This is a genomic window from Streptomyces spinosisporus, from assembly GCF_022698145.1.
GTDB lineage: Bacteria > Actinomycetota > Actinomycetes > Streptomycetales > Streptomycetaceae > Streptomyces > Streptomyces spinosisporus.
Window position 1 is genome coordinate 65,094 of the sequence record NZ_JALDAX010000023.1, and the last position, 16,549, is coordinate 81,642.

Genomic DNA, 16,549 nt, shown 5'->3' on the forward strand with positions numbered 1-16,549 from the left:
CGCGTGCGCCTCAGCGGGTGCGGACCCCGTCCAGGGCGATGGACAGCACCCGGTCCCGCTGGGCGTCGTCGGTGAAGACCGTGGCGGTGATGCCCGCGACCATGCGCATGAGGTCGCCGAAGTCCATGTCCGTGCGGGCCACGCCAGCCTGCTGCGCCCGCTCGAACAGCGGGCCGCCCGCGGCGTACATCGACTCGCGGCAGGCGTCGAAGATCTCGGACTGCTCGTCGAGCGCCTCGCGCACCGCCCGCTTGGTCACCATGTAGCCCGCGAAGCGGGCGAACCACGCGGTCAGCGCCTCCCACGGCTCCCGGTCGGCGACCTCCTCGGCGACCCGTACGAGCTCGTTGACGTCGTTCGCGTACACGCTCTCGAACAGCTCGCGGCGGGAGGGGAAGTTGCGGTAGAGGGTGCCGATGCCCACCCCCGCGCGGCGGGCGATGTCCTCCAGGGAGGCATCGGCGCCGTGCTCGGCGAAGGCCTCGCGCGCGGCGTCCAGCAGGGCGTCGTAGTTGCGCGCGGCGTCCTTGCGGTGCGGGCGCCGGGACGCCACGAGCTCACGGACGGGGTACTGCTGGGCCGACACTGCTGCCTCCCGGGCGGGACGAGGTTGAACCGGAGGTGTACCTCCGCTACAGTGGAGGGGTACCTCCACTTTACCAGTGCGGGTGCGATCGCCGTGGATGCGTGCGGCCGCACGCATCACGCCCCTACCTTTCCGCGACCGCTCACCCCGGCCGTCGGCGTGCCCTGCGCGGCTCATCCCGCGCTCCGGGCCCGCACGACCGTGGCCAGAGAACCTCGGCCGCACCCCGTTCGTTCGGAGAGGCACCTTCATGCCCCGCAAGTCCACCCGTCTCACCTTCGCGGTCCTCGCGACCGGCGCCGGTGTGTTCGCCATGCTGCAGTCGCTGATAGCGCCCGCGCTGCCGACCGTGCAGCACGCGCTGCACACCTCGCAGTCCACGGCGACGTGGGTGATGACGGCCTATCTTCTGTCCGCCTCCGTCTTCACCCCGATCCTCGGCCGCGTCGGCGACCTGATCGGCAAGAAGCGCACCCTCGTCGCCGTCCTGCTGGTGGTGCTGCTCGGCTGTCTGCTGGCCGCGCTCGCCCCCAGCATCGGCGTCCTGATCGTCGCCCGGGTCGTCCAGGGCGTCGGCGGCGCGCTCTTCCCGCTCTCCTTCGGGATCATCCGGGACGAGTTCGACCCGTCCCGGGTCCCCGGCAGCATCAGCAACCTGTCCGCGGTGATCGCCGCGGGCGGCGGTGTCGGCATCGTCGCCGCCGGTCCGATCGTGTCCGCACTCGACTACCGCTGGCTGTTCTGGATCCCCGTGGCCGTCGTCGCGGTCACTGTGCTGATCGCCCTGCGCTACGTCCCCGAGTCGCCCAACCGGGCCGAGGGCAGCGTCAGTTGGCTCGGTGCAGGGCTGCTGTCGGCCTGGCTGGTGGCGCTGTTGCTGCCGCTGAGCCAGGCGGGCGTGTGGGGCTGGGGCTCGATCAAGGTGATCGGCCTGTTCGCCGCTGCCGCCGTCCTGTTCACCGCGTGGCTGCTGGCCGAGGCCCGCTCCCGCACCCCGCTGATCGACCTGCGCGTCATGCGGCTGCCCGCCGTGTGGACCACCAACACCGTGGCCCTGCTGTTCGGCGCCGGCATGTACGCCCTGTGGTCCTTCCTGCCCGGCTTCGTGCAGACGCCGAGCTCCGCGGGCTACGGCTTCGGCGCCAGTGTCACGGCGTCCGGACTGCTGATGCTGCCCATGCTGGTGACCATGTTCTTCTCGGGCATCCTCAGCGGCCGGCTGGGACCGGTCGTGGGCGCCAAGCGCCTGCTGACCACCGGGTCCGCGCTCGGCGCCCTGGCCCTCGGCATGCTCGCCGTCTGGCACGACCAGCAGTGGCAAGTCGCCCTGGTCTCCGGGGTGTTCGGCCTCGGCATCGGCCTGGCCTTCGCCTCGATGGCCAACCTGATCGTCGGCAGCGTCCCGGCCTCCCAGACCGGCGCCGCGACCGGCATGAACGCCAACATCCGCACCATCGGCGGCTCCATCGGCGCAGCCGTCACCAGCGTCCTGGTCACCGGCCGGCTCCAGCCCTCGGGCCTGCCCTACGGCTCCGGCTACACGCACGGCTTCGCCCTGCTCGCGGTGCTGTGCCTGGCCGCCGCCCTCGCGGCACTGCTGGTGCCGGTCGCCCGCACCGGACGCATGAACCCCTCGGCGCAGTCCGCGGACGATCCGGCGGGCACCCGGTCCGAGGAGGCCACGGCCGCGGGCCGCGGCTGACCACGAGGCCGGCCCGGACCCCCGGGCCGGCCTCCACAGAGCGCCCACCGGCCCCGGCGAGAACTGCTCTGCACGTGCGGTAAGGTCGACATGCGCGATCGCGCGGTCCACCGCGCGCAACGCACCGGGACGTGGCGCAGCTTGGTAGCGCACTTGACTGGGGGTCAAGGGGTCGCAGGTTCAAATCCTGTCGTCCCGACGGTGCGAAGGGTCTTCGCGGGCGAGAGTCCGCGGGGGCCCTTTTCCATGCTTCTCCTTTCGTGCCCCCGACGGCGCAAAACCCCTACGATGGCTGCCCTCAGCGCTTGTCTGTGTGCAGACTTGGGCCCGGCAAGGAGACCCCTGTGGGACGTGAACAAGAGTTACGAACGCCGTCTCGCGGCGCACTCCTGGACAGGACCGGCGCGGGCCCCGTGGTGCCGCGTCTCGTGCTGGGCGCACGACTGCGCGCCCTGCGGGAGGAGCGGCGGATCACCCGGGAGGCGGCCGGGGAGGCCATCCGCGGCTCCCGGTTCAAGATCAGCCGGCTGGAGGCCGGCCGGCACGGGTTCAAACAGCGTGACGTGTCGGATCTGCTCACGCTCTACGGGGTCACCGACGAGGCCGAGCGCGCCACCTTGCTGGCACTGGCCGAAGAGGCCAACGCCCCCGCCTGGTGGCAGTACTACACCGACGTGGTGCCCGCCTGGATGCAGACCCATCTCGGCGCCGAACAGGCGGCGAGCGTCGTGCGCTGCTTCGAGGTGCAGCGCGTGCCAGAGCTGCTGCAGACCCCCGACTACGCCCGCGCCGCCATCCGGCTCACCCACGCGGGCGCGTCCGCGCAGGAGATCGAGCGGCGCGTGATGCTGCGCACGACCCGGCAGCGGATCCTGCACCGGCGGCCCCCGGCCCAGCTCTGGGCCGTGATCGACGAGGCCGCGCTGCGCCGCGCGGTGGGCGGCGCTGCGACCATGCGCGCCCAGCTGCGGCACCTCATCGAGATGTGCCGGCACCCGCACGTCACCGTCCAGATCCTGCCGTTCACGGCCGGCGGCCATGCCGCGGAGGGCGGGCCCATGACCATCCTGCGGCTGCCCGGAGGGCAGTTGCCCGACGTCGTCTGCCTCCAGCAGCTCACCACGGCCCTGTATCCCGACCGGCCCGCCGAGATCGAGCGCTACTGGGACGTGATGAACCGCCTGGTGGTCGAGGCGGAATCGCCGGACGAGACGCCGACGATCCTCCACCGCATCCTTCAGGAGACCTGAACGAGAGACCTGAACAAGAGATCTGAACCGGGCCCGCGGGCCTCAGCGCTTGAGGGCCACCCCGCCGTACTGGTGCACCTGCTCGGGCAGACCCCACGCCTCGGCGTCGGGACGCCAGCGCGAGCACGAGGCCACGCCCGGTTCGAGCAGCTCCAGGCCGTCGAAGAAGCGGGCGATCTGCTCGGGGCTGCGCAGGATGTAGGGGAGCGAACCGCCCTCGTTGTACTGCCGGATGGCGTCGACGTAGGCCTCGCTGGTGTTCGTGCTGTCGTACTGCACGAGGTAGCTGCCCGACGGCAGTGCGTCCACCAGCCGGCGCACGATGGAGCGCGCCTCGTCGAAGTCCTCGATGTGGCCCAGGATGCCCATCAGCATGAGACCGATCGGCTGGTCGAAGTCCAGCGTCCGCTTCGCCTCCCGCACGATGGCGTCCGGGTCGCGCAGATCGGCGTCGACGTAGTTGGTGACGCCCTCCGGGGTGCTGGTGAGCAGGGCGCGGGCGTGTGCCAGGACCAGCGGGTCGTTGTCGACGTAGACGATGCGGCAGTCGGGAGCCACCCGCTGGGCGATCTCATGGGTGTTGTCCACGTTGGGCAGCCCGGTGCCGATGTCCAGGAACTGGCGGATGCCCTCCTCGGCCGCCAGATGGCGCACGGCGCGGGCGAGGAAGTAGCGCGCGGCGCGGGCTCCGGTCTCGATACCGGGGAAGATCGCGCGGAAGGCGTCACCGGCCACCCGGTCGACCTCGTAGTTGTCCTTCCCTCCCAGCCAGTAGTTCCAGATCCGGGCCGACTGCGGCACGGAGGTGTCGATCTTGGAGAGTTCCTCCTGCGCGGAGTTGTCCGCCTCTTGGGACATGGGCGCTCCCTGCGTCTACGTGGTGCGAGAACACTGAACCGTCGAACACCGGTCGTACACGCCCACGTTATTCCCTCAACTCCGCACACGGGCGGATCATCAGCCCCAACCAGCCTGACTCGGCCGCCGGTTGGCTTGAATGACACCCCTCGTCTCAGCGCGTCCGCAGGACGTCGAGCGCGGTGAGCGCCACATGCAGCTCGGTGCGCCGGGCGCCCGACTCCAGGTCGCAGTCCAGCAGCCGCTCGATGGTCCGCAGCCGCTGGTAGACCGTCTCCCGGGAGAGGTTGCCGCGGCGGGCCGCCACCGTCTTGTTGCCGGCCGCGTCGAGATAGTGGCGCAGGGTCGCGAGCAGATCCGTGCCGTGCCGCAGATCGTGGTCGACGAGCCGGCCGAGCAGGCGCTCGGCGTACTCCTGGACGCGCACGTCCTCGCGCAGCGCGTACAGCAGCCGGCGCAGCCCGATGTCGGACAGCTCGTGGAAGGACCGGCCCTCGGGCGGCGGCTCGCCGGGCAGCGCCGCTTCGGCCACGCGGCCGGCCTCACGGAAGGAACGGGCCACGTCGGACAGGCCGGTGACCTCCGAGCCGACGCTCACCACCGCCTGCGGGTCGAGGGCGAGCGCGGCGCCGCTCAGCCGCTCGACCGCCGGCCGCCAGGGCTGCCCGGCACGCAGGGCGAGGAGGACGCCGAGCCGGCCGGGGGCCAGCACGCCGACGAGGGCCGGGACCCCGGCGGTCCGCAGCTCCTCCGACAGCCGGCTCTCCGCCTCCGCGTCGTCGCCCCCGGCCCGCGGGTCCGCTCGTACGGCGATCCGTACGGCGCGTACGGCCACCTGCACGGCGACGAAGGAGCAGTCCTCGACGGGCAGGCCCAGGGCGGCGATCCGGGCGCGGGCGTCCGCGGGGGAGTGGTGGCGCTGCTCGGCGAGATCGCGCAGGGCGCCCCGGTGCGCGGTGCGTTCCCAGGGCGTGGCATGGATGAGACGGGCGACGGTCAGCGCCGTCGCCGTCCGCTCCAGGACCGTGACGTCCTCGGGCCCGAAGGCGGCGGGACCGGTGCGGGCCGCGGCCGGGAGCATGGCCGCGCGGCCCCAGCGCTCGCCCTGGTACTCCACCGGCACGACGAGCCAGCCCTCGGGACCGCGCACCTCGGCGCGGTCGCCGGACGGCACCGCTCGGGAGCGCCGCTCCCAGCCGCTGAGCGCCTCCTCGACCGTGCAGCCCGAGGGCTCGCAGACCAGCGCCCGGTGCACCAGGTTCTCCAGGACGACCGTACGGCCGCTCATCTCCGCCGCCGCCCGCACCACCTCCTCGGGACCCGCACCCCGCAGCGTCAGCGCGCCGAACGCCTCGTGGATCCGCTGCGTCCGGCGCATCGCGTCCGCCTGACTGCCCAGCAGCAGCGCGTGCACGACCTGGGTGACCTCCAGGAAGTTGACGTCGGCGGCCAGCGTGACCAGCGGCAGACCGCGCGCCCGGCAGGCGTCCACGAGCGCGGACGGCGGGCGGTGGTAGCGCCGTACCAGCTCGATGACCAGGGCCGCCGCTCCGACGTCGGCGAGCTCGTCCACGTATCTGCGCACGCCCGCCGGTTCGTCGGGCAGCGGCATGCCGGTGGTCAGGACGAGTTCACCGCCCTTGAGGAAGGACGCCGGGTCCGTCAGCTCGGTGATGTGCACCCAGCGGACCGGCCGGTCGAGGCGCTCCACCCCGGTGACGACCTGCGGCTGCCCGGCGGCCAGGACGGGCAGCGCCAGTGCGTCGGCGACGGTCAGCGGGCGGGGCGGGGGGTCGATGGTGCGGCGGAGGGGGGACCGGTCCTCGCGCAGGGCGGCGGACCTGTCCTGGCCGGCTGCGGACTCGTTCTCGCGCATAGGGCGTACCTGCCCGCGCAGGGAGGCTGACACAACGTCCGAACACCGCCGTCCGGCTGGACGGTTCAGGCGTTGTCGGCGGCCGCGGGGGCCGGGACGCTCGAAGGGACGAAGCATCCCGTACGAAGTAGCCCGTACGGCCCAGGAGGCCACCATGACCGCACTGTCGCCGCACCTTCGCCAGGCCACGCCCGTACTGGCCGTCCGGGGCGAGGGCGTCCACCTCTACGACGAGGACGGCCGCCGCTATCTCGACTTCACCGCCGGCATCGGTGTCACCAGCACCGGCCACTGCCACCCCAGGGTCGTGGCGGCGGCCCAGGAGCAGGTGGGCACCCTGGTGCACGGGCAGTACACGACCGTGCTGCACCGGCCGCTGCGCCGGCTCGTCGACAAGCTCGGCGAGGTGCTGCCGGCCGGCCTGGACAGCCTGTTCTTCAGCAACTCCGGCAGCGAGGCCGTCGAGGCCGCACTGCGGCTGGCCCGGCAGGCCACCGGCCGGCCCAACGTCCTGGTCTGCCACGGCGGTTTCCACGGCCGTACGGTCGCCGCCGCCTCGATGACCACCTCCGGCGTCCGCTTCCGCTCCGGCTTCTCGCCGCTGATGAGCGGAGTGGTCGTCACGCCGTTCCCCGACGCCTTCCGCTACGGCTGGGACGAGGACACCGCGACCCGGTTCGCCCTCCGGGAACTCGACTACACCCTGCAGACCATCTCCTCGCCCGCCGACACCGCCGCCGTCATCGTGGAACCGGTGCTCGGCGAGGGCGGCTACGTGCCCGCCAACCGCGCCTTCCTCGAAGGCCTGCGCGAACGGGCCGACCGGCACGGCTTCCTGCTGATCCTCGACGAGGTGCAGACCGGCGTCGGCCGCACCGGACGCTTCTGGGGACACGACCACTTCGGCGTCGCCCCCGACATCCTGATCACCGCGAAGGGCCTGGCCAGCGGCTTCCCGCTGTCGGGGATCGCCGCCTCCGAGGAGCTGATGAGCAAGGCCTGGCCGGGCTCGCAGGGCGGCACCTACGGCGCCAACGCCGTCGCCTGCGCGGCCGCCTGCGCCACCCTCGACGTCGTACGCGACGAGAAGCTCGTCGAGAACGCCGACGCCATGGGCGCACGGCTGCGCGCCGGCCTGCGGAAGGTCGCCGACGCCACGCCCGCCATCGGCGACGTCCGCGGCCTCGGCCTCATGCTCGCCAGCGAGTTCGTCACCGAGGACGGCAGCCCCGACCCTGACACCGCCGCCCGCGTCCAACGCGCCGCCGTCGACGAGGGCCTCCTCCTCCTGCTGTGCGGCGCCTGGAACCAGGTCGTACGGATGATCCCGGCCCTGGTGATCGACGAGACGGCGGTGGACGAGGGGTTGGAGGCTTGGGGGAGGGCGGTGGAGGTGGGGGTGGCCGGCCGATGAGGGACCGGCCGGGTGCCGGTCCCGGAGCCGGCACCCGCGCCGCTCAGCCGGTAGATCCCGTCACGCACCGAGCAGGAGGTATCACATGATCACCACGCCTACGCAGCTGTTCATCGGCGGAGCCTGGGTGGACGCCGTGGACGGCGGCACCATGGCCGTCGACGATCCCGCGACCGGTGAGGTCCTCGCGCAGGTCGCCGATGCCGGGCCCAAGGACGGGCGGCTCGCGGAGGACGCGGCCGTCGACGCCCAGGAGCAGTGGGGGCGTACGGCACCCCGGACGCGGAGCGAGATCCTGCGGCGCGCGCACGAGATCATCCTCGACCGCACCGACGAACTCGCCCGTCTGATGACGTCCGAGATGGGCAAACCACTGACGGAGGCGCGCGGTGAAGTCGCCTACGCCGCCGAGTTCTTCCGCTGGTTCTCGGAGGAGGCGGTCCGGGTCGAGGGCGGGTACGGGACGCTGCCCGACGGCCGCAACCGCATGCTGCTCGGCCGCCGCCCGGTGGGGCCCTGTCTGCTGATCACCCCGTGGAACTTCCCCCTCGCCATGGGCACCCGCAAGATCGGCCCGGCGATCGCGGCGGGCTGCACCATGGTCCTCAAGCCCGCCCCGCAGACCCCGCTCTCCAGCCTGGCGCTCGCCGCGATCCTCAAGGAGGCCGGGCTGCCGGACGGCGTGCTGAACGTCGTCACCACCTCCCGGGCCGGAGAGGTGTGCGAACCCCTGCTGCGCGGCGGCAGGATCCGCAAGCTCTCCTTCACCGGCTCCACGGCCGTCGGCCGCCTGCTGCTCGCACAGTGCGCCGACACCGTCGTACGGACCTCGATGGAGCTCGGCGGCAACGCGCCGTTCATCGTCTTCGACGACGCCGACCTCGACGTGGCCCTCGACGGCGCGATGGTCGCCAAGATGCGCAACATGGGCGAGGCCTGCACGGCGGCGAACCGCTTCTTCGTCCACCGGTCCGTGGCCGAGGAGTTCGCCCGGCGCCTCGCCGACCGGATGGGCGCCCTTGTGGTGGGCCCCGGCACCCGCGACGGCGTGGACGTCGGCCCCCTGATCGACGCGGCCGGGCGCGCCAAGGTCGAGGAGCTGGTGTCCGACGCGCTGGAGCGCGGCGCCCGGCTGCTCGTCGGCGGACGCACCCCCGAGGGCCCGGGCTGCTTCTATCCGCCGACCGTGCTGACGGACGTCGACCCCGGCAGCCGGCTGATGGAGACGGAGATCTTCGGCCCCATGGCGGCGATCCTGACCTTCGACGAGGAGGACGAGGTGGTCAGGCGCGCCAATGACACGCCCTGGGGCCTGGTCGGCTACCTCTTCACCGAGAACCTGGACCGCGCCCTGCGCATCAGCGAATGCCTGGAGGTCGGCATGGTCGGCCTCAACACGGGCCTGGTCTCCAACCCGGCCGCACCGTTCGGTGGCGTGAAGCAGTCCGGCCTGGGCCGCGAGGGCGGCCGCGTCGGCATCGAGGAGTTTCTGGAGTACCAGTACCTCGCGATCCCGGTGCGCTGAACGCCGCCCGGCCCGCCGGCTCATCGGGGCGGCGCTACGCCCCGATCATGTTGAAGCCCCCGTCGGCGTTCAGGTACACCCCGGTCATGTGCGCGGCATCCTCCGTCGCCAGGAACAGGGCGGTGCCCGCGACTTCGGCAGGTCCCGGAATCCGCCCCATCGGCGTCTTGGCGATCATGTCCTCCCGTCGCCCCGACCTCCAGTCCGCGCGCTGCAGCAGCGTTTCGGTCTCGATGAAGCCGGGTGCGAACGTGTTGACCCGTACGTGCGGGGCGAAGGCCTGGGCGTAGGACTTGGTGATCCCGAGGATGCCGTACTTCGCGGCGGCGTACTGAGGAGCCCGCGCGCTCCCGTGCACGATCACGGTGGAGCCGATGTTGACGATGGCGCCGTGCCCCTGCTCCAGCATCCGGGAGCCGAACTCGTGCACGCACAGCATGGTTCCCTTGACGTCCACGGCGAGCACATGGTCGATGGACTCCTCGGTCAGCTCCCGCCAGGACATCTGGTCGCCCGCCATGTCCCCGACGTTGTTGACCAGCACGTCGAGGCCGCCGAACCGGCCGAACACCTCCTCGGCCATACGGATCACATCGGCGTGCACGGCGATGTCGCCCCGCACGGTGAACGCCTCGCCGCCGGCGTCCTCGATGCGGGCGACGGTCTTCGCGGCGCCGGCGGCGGAGCTGCGGTAGTGGACGGCGACCCGCGCACCCTCCTGCGCGGCCCGCACGGCTGTCTCGGCGCCGAATCCGGTGCCCGCTCCGGTGACGAGGACGGTCTTGCCGGTGAAGCGCCGGGGCATGGGGGTCATAGCGGCTCCGTTCGTGAAGTCTCTTGGTGTGCAAGGGCGTTCGGGGTGTACTGAGGACGGACGACGTTCGCCAGTTTGCCCCTGTCGCCGTCGAGTGCGGCCATGTCGGGCAGGCTGAATGCCGACAGTCAGGGAGGTCCGATGAAGCTGGTGACGTTCGACGCGCAGCCCGGGCGGCAACTGGTGGGGCGGCTCGACGCCGGGACGGTCGTGGAGTTCGACGTGCCCTCGATGCGGGAGTACTTCGAGCGGGAGGGTCAAGTCCGCGAGACGGGACGGACGTTCGCGCTCGCCGACGTCCGGCTGCGCGCGCCCATCGTGCCGAGGAAGTTCTTCCACACGGCCGGGAACTTCCGTGAACACCACGAGGATCTGGCCCGCGTCGACTGGTCCCACCCCGTCAACAAAGGCATCGTGTTCTTCCAGAACGTCGACGCGATCATCGGCCCCGGCGAGCCGATCGTGTACCCCGCGAACCTCACCCGGGAACTCGACTACGAACTCGAACTCGCCGTCGTCATCGGCACACCGGGCCGCTTCTTCTCCGCGGAGCAGGCCGCCGAGCACATCGCCGGCTACCTCGTCTTCAACGACATCACCGCCCGCGACATCCAGCGCCGCGAGATGGAGTCCGGGGTCTTCTCCTTCTCGAAGGCCATCGAGACGTTCTGCCCGATCGGCCCGTACATCGTCACCGCCGACGAGATCGGCGACCCCCACGACCTGGACATGGAACTGCGCGTCAACGGCGACATCCGGCAGAAGTCCAACACCGCCCGGATGTCGGTGTCGATCCCGCAACTGGTCGCCTACCACTCCCCGCAGACCTACAGCGCCGGAGACCTCATCACCACGGGCACCATCGCCGGAGTCGCCGCAAGCACACAGGACCCCTTCGCCAACTACCTGAAACCGGGTGACGTGGTCGAAGCCGAGATCGAACGGATCGGCGTGCTCCGCAACCCGGTCATCTCCTGGCAGGACGCATACGGCACCGACGAGCCGCCCGCCGAACAGTGGGCGGGGTGACGGTCGGACGCCGCCGTTCGCGGAGTCGTACCGCAAAACCGGCCGAGGACCCTCAAGTCCCCGGCCGGTCCGCGTGGTTCGGTGGCAGCAGTGCGGCTATCGCGTGGCCGCCCGGCGACGTCGCGCCACCACGACGGCCGCCGTGCCCGCGGCGACGGCCGCGGCGGACGCGCCCGCGATCGGCAGGGTCGCGCTGGAACCGGTGCTCGCCAGGTCGCCGTCGGGGGTGGTGGAGCCGGAGCCGCCGCCCGTCGTGGAGTCGCCCCCGGTGGACGCGCCGCCGCCCGTGGAACCGTGCGTCGAGCCGTTACCGGAGCCCGAGCCCGACCCGCCCGTCGAGTCCGAGCCGCCGTCCGACCCCGAGCCGCCCGTCGAACCGCCGCCGCCGGTGGCGTCGAGGGTGATGGCGGCCGTGTCGTCAGCGGTGTTCTTGTCGAACGGGCGGGGCTCGCCGGCCAGTGCCACGGAACCCTTCGCGCCCGGCACCGCCTTGTCGATCCGCAGCTTGAAGGTGTAGTTCTCGCCCTTGCCCTCGTCCTCCCAGGACTGGCTGGTGCCGCACTCGTAGATGCCGGTGGCCACCTTGTCGCAGTAGCCGTGGCCCTTGGTCACGGTCGTGCCGGCCGGCATCTTGATCCTGACCTTCGTCACCGGGGTGCCGCCGTCCCGCAGCACCCAGGCCGGACCCGCGTTGGTGAAGTTCACCTTCAGGTCGACCGTGTCCCCGACGGCGCCCTTCAGGCGATCGCCCGTGACCTTGAAGTCGGCCGTGTTGTCCGCGGTCACCTGCACCTCGGCGTCGTCCCACTCGGGGTGGTCGGCGCCGGGCGTGCCCGGGGTGGCGTCCGGCTGCTCGGCCAGCTCGACCGCGGGGGCGGTGCCGCGCACGGGCTCGCTCGCGTTCTCGTCGACACTGGGCTCGGTGGTCTCCACCACGACCCGCAGCCGGTCGTAGAGGGCGTGGTCGAGCACGTTCAGGGTCAGGGCCTTCTCCGGTGCGTACACGGTTCCGGGCTCGACGGTCTGGTCGAACTCGCAGACCGCCTCGGACCGGCTCGGCGCCTCGTCGTAGGAAGGTATCTCGTAGCGAAGGCAGTTGGAGGGCAGCTCGGTGTGGCTCAGGCCGCGGGTGACGGTGTACGAGAGCCAGACCTTGTCGGCCGCCGCGGTGCCCGTGTTGGCGAACGTGACCGGTACGTCGACGCTGCTGCCGGGCTTCGCGCCGTCGATGGGCGCGATCTTCCCCAGCGTCACGGCGGCCGCCGGGTCGTCGGCGGCGACGGCAGGCGCGGCACCCAGTGCGATCAGGGCGATGGCGCCGACCGCGCCGGCGGTCTGTCGGAGCGGACGGGATCCGGAAGAGCTCAGGAGCATGTGGGGGGTCCTCTGGTGAAGCGTCGGTTGCGGAGGAACGAACTGTGCGGGAACGCGAGTTCCACCACAGGAGACACACGGGCGGGCCGGATGGTTGCAGTGGGAAAGAAGAACGCGGCCGTGAAGAGAGGGGCGTATTCCACGGACGTGTCCGCGATGCGGGACGGTCCTCTTGACGTGCATCCGGGCCCGACCGACACTCCAGAAGGGAATCCTAGTGAATAGGTAGGGAAGCATGAGGCGCCTGGAGCCGGTCACCGTCCGAGTGAGCCGTTCGCCTCTGCTGACATCCCGCCGTCACATCGATCTGCAGCGCACCTGCAGTGCGATCAGCCCCCAGGGCTGAGCCCGCCCGACGTCACTTCCGCCGCGTGCACGTCCGCGCCCACTCCAGGGGAGAGCCATGTCCGTCATACCGCTGACCGCCCACACGCCCACCCGGTCCGAGCCCGCCTTCCGGGGCCGGATCGGCAGCGACGCACGCAGCGGCCACTACGCCGTACCGGGCCGCTACCGCCTGCATCTGTCCACCGCATGTCCCGACGGTCTGCGCATCGCCGTCACCCACAGCCTGCTCGGCCTCGGCGCCGTCTGTCCCGCCTCCCTGCTGCCCGCGCTCCCCGACACCCCCGAGGGCGGCCACGCGGTCCTGCGCCCGCTCTACGAGGCGAGCGCCCACCGCTACACCGGTCCGGCCGCCGCCCCGGTGCTCAGCGACGACTGGTCCGGGCGGATCGTCAGCACGCACGCCCCGGACATCATGCGCGACCTCGCCCACCGCTTCGGCGGCGACGGCCCCTCGCTCTACCCGTGCGGCGCGGAGTCGGAGATCGAGGCCATCGAGCGGATGTGCGCCGAGGGCATCGAGGACGCGGCGCAGCGCGCCGGACGGCCCGGCGGGGGACAGGAGGAGCGCGACGCGGCCCTGGCGAAGCTGCTGGAGACGCTGGGCGCGCTGGACCGGTGGCTGGAGGGGCGTACGTATCTGATCCGCGACGAAGTCACCGCCGCGGACGTCGAGTTGTGGGTCGCGCTGGTGCAGCTCGACACCGTGCACCGGCACCACCTCGACGCCTCGGCGGTGCAGCGGATCGCCGCCTGCCGGGCCCTGTGGTCCTACGCCCGCCGCCTGACCGCCCACCCGGCCTTCGGCCGCCACCTCGACCTCACCGGCATCGCCCGCCGCCATCACGCCCACTGCCGCGGCCTGGAGGCCGCCGGAGCGGCCGTCCAGATACTCGACTGGGCGCAGCACGCCGCCCACTAGCCCTTCCGTTGCTTGGACCAGGAATCGACGCCGGGGCGTAGGCGTTGTGACTCACGACGAGATGCACCCCACGAGGACAGGAGGCAGGGACATGTGCACCCCCTACCTCCGGCTGCACATCGACCTTCAGCGCGTCGCCGGCGCCCTCTGTCGCCCCTGACCCGTTGCCCAGCCGCCGTGCCCTGAGTGCTCGATGCCCGGGCCGGTGATCTCGTACGGACCTTTTCAGGAAGGCACCCCCGTGTCCTCGACTTCCCCTTCCCACCTGCACCTCGCCGTCGCCCTCGACGGCACCGGCTGGCACCCCGCCTCCTGGCGGGAGCAGGCCGCCCGCCCGCACGAACTGTTCACCGCCGCCCACTGGATCGACCAGGTCGCCGAGGCCGAGCGCGGACTGCTCGACTTCGTCACCTTCGAGGACGGCCTGGGCCTGCAGTCCTCCCACCGTTTCCAGCCGGACGACCGCACCGACCAGGTCCGCGGACGCCTCGACGCCGTACTGATCGCCGCCCGTGTCGCCCCGCTGACCCGGCACATCGGCCTGGTCCCGACCGCGGTGGTCACCCACACCGAGCCGTTCCACATCTCCAAGGCGATCGCGACCCTCGACCACGTCAGCACCGGCCGCGCCGGCCTGCGGGTGCAGATCACCGCACGCCCGAACGAGGCCGACCACTTCGGCCGCCGCACCATCGCGCGCGTCGACGACTACGACGGCCCCGTGGTGCGCGAACTCTTCGACGAGGCCGCCGACTACGTCGAGGTCGTGCGCCGGCTGTGGGACAGCTGGGAGGACGACGCCGAGATCCGTGACGTGGCCACCGGCCGCTTCATCGACCGCGACAAACTGCACTACATCGACTTCGAGGGCCCGCACTTCAACGTCAAGGGCCCCTCCATCACGCCGCGTCCACCGCAGGGCCAGCCCCCGGTCACCGCCCTGGCCCACCAGAGCGTTCCCTACCGCCTGGTGGCCCGCCAGGCCGACATCGGCTACGTCACCCCGCACGACGCCGAGCAGGCGCGCGCGATCGTCGCCGAGATCCGCAGCGAACAGGAGGCCGCCGGGCGCGCCGGTGAACTCCTGCATGTCTTCGGCGACTTGGTGGTCCTCCTCGACGACGAGCAGTCCGCCGCCGAGGACCGGCGGGCGCGCCTGGACACCCTCGCGGGAGAGCCGTACGAGAGCGACGCCCGCATCTTCGCCGGGACGCCCGCCCAACTCGCCGACCTGCTGCAGGAGTTGGCGGAAGCGGGGTTGAGCGGCTTCCGGCTGCGGCCCGCCGTCACCGGGCACGACCTGCCGGCGATCTCCCGCCGCCTGGTCCCCGAACTCCAGCGCCGCGGCGCCTTCCGCACCGCCTACGAGGCCGACACCCTGCGCGGTCTGCTGGGCCTGGCCCGCCCCGCCAACCGCTACGCCACCGCCACCGCCTGAGCCAGAGCCGGAAGGACCGCACCACCATGAGCAGCAAGCCGCTGAAGCAGATCCATCTGGCCGCGCACTTCCCGGGCGTCAACAACACCACCGTGTGGAGCGACCCGAAGGCCGGCAGCCACATCGAGTTCGCCTCCTTCGCGCACTTCGCGCGGACCGCCGAACGCGCCCGGTTCGACTTCCTGTTCCTCGCCGAAGGGCTGCGCCTGCGCGAACAGGGCGGAAAAATATACGACTTGGACGTCGTCGGCCGACCCGACACCTTCACCGTCCTCGCCGCGCTCGCCGCCGTCACCGACCACCTCGGCCTGACCGGCACCATCAACTCCACCTTCAACGAGCCCTACGAGGTGGCCCGGCAGTTCGCCAGCCTCGACCACCTCTCCGGCGGCCGCTCCGCCTGGAACGTCGTCACCTCCTGGGACGCCTTCACCGGCGAGAACTTCCGCCGCGGCGGCTTCCTCCCGCAGGACGAGCGCTACTCCCGCGCCAAGGAGTTCCTCGCCACGGCGAACGAGCTCTTCGACTCCTGGCACGGTGACGAGATCCTCGCCGACCAGGCGACGGGCACCTTCCTCAGCGACGCGAAGGCCGGCTCCTTCGTGCACCGCGGCCAACACTTCGACATCCACGGCCGGTTCAACGTCCCGCGCTCCCCGCAGGGCCGCCCCGTCATCTTCCAGGCGGGCGACTCCGAGGAGGGCCGTGAGTTCGCCGCCTCCTCCGCCGATGCGATCTTCAGCCGGTACGCCACCCTGGAGGCGGGCCAGGCCTTCTACCGGGACGTCAAGAACCGGCTCGCCAAGTACGGCCGCCGCCATGACCAGTTGCTCATCCTGCCCGCCGCGAGCTTCGTCCTCGGCGACACCGACGAAGAGGCCGAGGAACTGGCCAAGGAGGTGCGCCGGCAGCAGGTCAGCGGCGCCACCGCCATCAAGCACCTGGAGTTCGTCTGGAACCGGGACCTGTCCTCCTACGATCCCGACGGCCCGCTGCCCGACGTCGACCCGGTGGTGAGCGAGGACCACATCTCCCGCGGGCGCGCCCAGGTGCGGATGTACCGGGACCCGCTGGCCACTGCCCGCGAGTGGCGCGAACTGGCGGCGGCCAACCGGTGGTCCATCCGCGACCTCGTGATCGAGACCGGCAACCGCCAGACCTTCGTCGGCTCCCCGGCGACCGTCGCGAGGACCATCGACGACTTCGTGCAGTCCGACGTGAGCGACGGCTTCATCCTCGTCCCGCACATCACCCCGGGCGGCCTCGACGACTTCGCCGACACGGTCGTACCCCTGCTCCAGGAACGGGGTGTGTTCCGCACCGAGTACGAGGGCCCGACGCTCCGCCACCACCTGGGCCTCGCCCACCCCGACCACGAGGCGCGGGACGAGCGGGCCGCTTCGTGACGATCCCGTC

15 protein-coding genes and 1 tRNA gene are annotated in these 16,549 nt (G+C 71.8%); 11 read left to right on the forward strand and 5 right to left on the reverse strand.

What is annotated here, in order from left to right; all coding sequences use genetic code 11:
* Positions 1 to 10: 10 nt before the first annotated feature.
* Positions 11 to 586, reverse strand: coding sequence for a TetR/AcrR family transcriptional regulator (locus MQN93_RS38735; protein ID WP_016431180.1), 576 nt, complete (start codon positions 584 to 586; stop codon positions 11 to 13).
* Positions 587 to 836: 250 nt separating this feature from the next.
* Between MQN93_RS38735 and MQN93_RS38740 the strand changes: the two genes are divergently transcribed.
* The 3 genes from MQN93_RS38740 (at position 837) to MQN93_RS38750 (ending at position 3,538) form a co-directional block, all read left to right on the forward strand.
* A complete protein-coding gene (locus MQN93_RS38740; protein ID WP_242713165.1) occupies positions 837 to 2,288 on the forward strand; it encodes an MFS transporter in 1,452 nt (483 codons plus the stop codon).
* Positions 2,289 to 2,413: 125 nt separating this feature from the next.
* Positions 2,414 to 2,487 (forward strand) — tRNA-Pro (locus MQN93_RS38745).
* A 145-nt stretch (positions 2,488 to 2,632) separates the two neighbouring features.
* On the forward strand, positions 2,633 to 3,538 hold the full coding sequence (locus MQN93_RS38750) for a Sco1979 family transcriptional regulator (RefSeq protein ID WP_016431178.1): 906 nt from the start codon (positions 2,633 to 2,635) through the stop codon (positions 3,536 to 3,538).
* A gap of 42 nt (positions 3,539 to 3,580) precedes the next feature.
* Here the strand turns inward: MQN93_RS38750 and MQN93_RS38755 are convergent, their stop codons facing one another.
* Both MQN93_RS38755 and MQN93_RS38760 read right to left on the reverse strand, forming a co-directional pair.
* Positions 3,581 to 4,396 carry an SAM-dependent methyltransferase gene (locus MQN93_RS38755; RefSeq protein WP_016431177.1) on the reverse strand — a complete coding sequence of 272 codons (816 nt, stop codon included), beginning with the start codon at positions 4,394 to 4,396 and terminating at the stop codon, positions 3,581 to 3,583.
* 154 nt (positions 4,397 to 4,550) lie between these two features.
* The gene (locus tag MQN93_RS38760; RefSeq protein WP_242713166.1) at positions 4,551 to 6,272 is read right to left on the reverse strand and encodes a PucR family transcriptional regulator; all 1,722 of its coding nucleotides are present in this window, start codon (positions 6,270 to 6,272) and stop codon (positions 4,551 to 4,553) included.
* Between the two features lie 154 nt (positions 6,273 to 6,426).
* Here MQN93_RS38760 and MQN93_RS38765 point away from each other — a divergent pair, with 154 nt between their 5' ends.
* Together MQN93_RS38765 and MQN93_RS38770 are read left to right on the forward strand one after the other, a co-directional pair.
* Entirely contained in the window at positions 6,427 to 7,686 is a 1,260-nt protein-coding gene (locus tag MQN93_RS38765) for an aspartate aminotransferase family protein (protein ID WP_242713167.1), read from the forward strand.
* A gap of 85 nt (positions 7,687 to 7,771) precedes the next feature.
* Positions 7,772 to 9,211 carry an NAD-dependent succinate-semialdehyde dehydrogenase gene (locus MQN93_RS38770; protein ID WP_242713168.1) on the forward strand — a complete coding sequence of 480 codons (1,440 nt, stop codon included), beginning with the start codon at positions 7,772 to 7,774 and terminating at the stop codon, positions 9,209 to 9,211.
* 34 nt (positions 9,212 to 9,245) lie between these two features.
* Here the strand turns inward: MQN93_RS38770 and MQN93_RS38775 are convergent, their stop codons facing one another.
* On the reverse strand, positions 9,246 to 10,025 hold the full coding sequence (locus MQN93_RS38775; protein WP_242713169.1) for an SDR family NAD(P)-dependent oxidoreductase: 780 nt from the start codon (positions 10,023 to 10,025) through the stop codon (positions 9,246 to 9,248).
* A gap of 141 nt (positions 10,026 to 10,166) precedes the next feature.
* On the opposite strand from MQN93_RS38775, the gene MQN93_RS38780 reads away from it, so the two are divergent.
* Positions 10,167 to 11,054 carry a fumarylacetoacetate hydrolase family protein gene (locus MQN93_RS38780; RefSeq protein ID WP_242713170.1) on the forward strand — a complete coding sequence of 296 codons (888 nt, stop codon included), beginning with the start codon at positions 10,167 to 10,169 and terminating at the stop codon, positions 11,052 to 11,054.
* Positions 11,055 to 11,150: 96 nt separating this feature from the next.
* Here MQN93_RS38780 and MQN93_RS38785 read toward each other — a convergent pair whose 3' ends face one another.
* Entirely contained in the window at positions 11,151 to 12,428 is a 1,278-nt protein-coding gene (locus MQN93_RS38785; RefSeq protein ID WP_016431171.1) for a hypothetical protein, read from the reverse strand.
* A gap of 235 nt (positions 12,429 to 12,663) precedes the next feature.
* Here MQN93_RS38785 and MQN93_RS44460 point away from each other — a divergent pair, with 235 nt between their 5' ends.
* The 5 genes from MQN93_RS44460 (at position 12,664) to MQN93_RS38800 (ending at position 16,539) form a co-directional block, all read left to right on the forward strand.
* Entirely contained in the window at positions 12,664 to 12,774 is a 111-nt protein-coding gene (locus MQN93_RS44460) for a putative leader peptide (protein ID WP_324604363.1), read from the forward strand.
* Positions 12,775 to 12,831: 57 nt separating this feature from the next.
* Positions 12,832 to 13,695, forward strand: coding sequence for a glutathione S-transferase C-terminal domain-containing protein (locus MQN93_RS38790; protein WP_242713171.1), 864 nt, complete (start codon positions 12,832 to 12,834; stop codon positions 13,693 to 13,695).
* Between the two features lie 91 nt (positions 13,696 to 13,786).
* Positions 13,787 to 13,855 (forward strand): putative leader peptide, encoded by a 69-nt coding sequence (locus MQN93_RS44465; protein ID WP_363183319.1) that lies wholly within the window; start codon positions 13,787 to 13,789, stop codon positions 13,853 to 13,855.
* An 81-nt stretch (positions 13,856 to 13,936) separates the two neighbouring features.
* Positions 13,937 to 15,133 (forward strand): LLM class flavin-dependent oxidoreductase, encoded by a 1,197-nt coding sequence (locus MQN93_RS38795; protein ID WP_242713172.1) that lies wholly within the window; start codon positions 13,937 to 13,939, stop codon positions 15,131 to 15,133.
* Positions 15,134 to 15,159: 26 nt separating this feature from the next.
* Entirely contained in the window at positions 15,160 to 16,539 is a 1,380-nt protein-coding gene (locus MQN93_RS38800; RefSeq protein ID WP_242713173.1) for an NtaA/DmoA family FMN-dependent monooxygenase, read from the forward strand.
* Positions 16,540 to 16,549: the final 10 nt, after the last annotated feature.

Coding starts and splice junctions, on each gene's coding strand:
- MQN93_RS38740 (WP_242713165.1), top strand. CDS start 837: ATGCCCCGCAAGTCCACCCGTCTCACCTTCGCGGTCCTCGCGACCGGC.
- MQN93_RS38755 (WP_016431177.1), bottom strand. CDS start 4,396: ATGTCCCAAGAGGCGGACAACTCCGCGCAGGAGGAACTCTCCAAGATC.
- MQN93_RS38760 (WP_242713166.1), bottom strand. CDS start 6,272: ATGCGCGAGAACGAGTCCGCAGCCGGCCAGGACAGGTCCGCCGCCCTG.
- MQN93_RS38765 (WP_242713167.1), top strand. CDS start 6,427: ATGACCGCACTGTCGCCGCACCTTCGCCAGGCCACGCCCGTACTGGCC.
- MQN93_RS38770 (WP_242713168.1), top strand. CDS start 7,772: ATGATCACCACGCCTACGCAGCTGTTCATCGGCGGAGCCTGGGTGGAC.
- MQN93_RS38775 (WP_242713169.1), bottom strand. CDS start 10,025: ATGACCCCCATGCCCCGGCGCTTCACCGGCAAGACCGTCCTCGTCACC.
- MQN93_RS38780 (WP_242713170.1), top strand. CDS start 10,167: ATGAAGCTGGTGACGTTCGACGCGCAGCCCGGGCGGCAACTGGTGGGG.
- MQN93_RS38785 (WP_016431171.1), bottom strand. CDS start 12,428: ATGCTCCTGAGCTCTTCCGGATCCCGTCCGCTCCGACAGACCGCCGGC.
- MQN93_RS44460 (WP_324604363.1), top strand. CDS start 12,664: ATGAGGCGCCTGGAGCCGGTCACCGTCCGAGTGAGCCGTTCGCCTCTG.
- MQN93_RS38790 (WP_242713171.1), top strand. CDS start 12,832: ATGTCCGTCATACCGCTGACCGCCCACACGCCCACCCGGTCCGAGCCC.
- MQN93_RS38800 (WP_242713173.1), top strand. CDS start 15,160: ATGAGCAGCAAGCCGCTGAAGCAGATCCATCTGGCCGCGCACTTCCCG.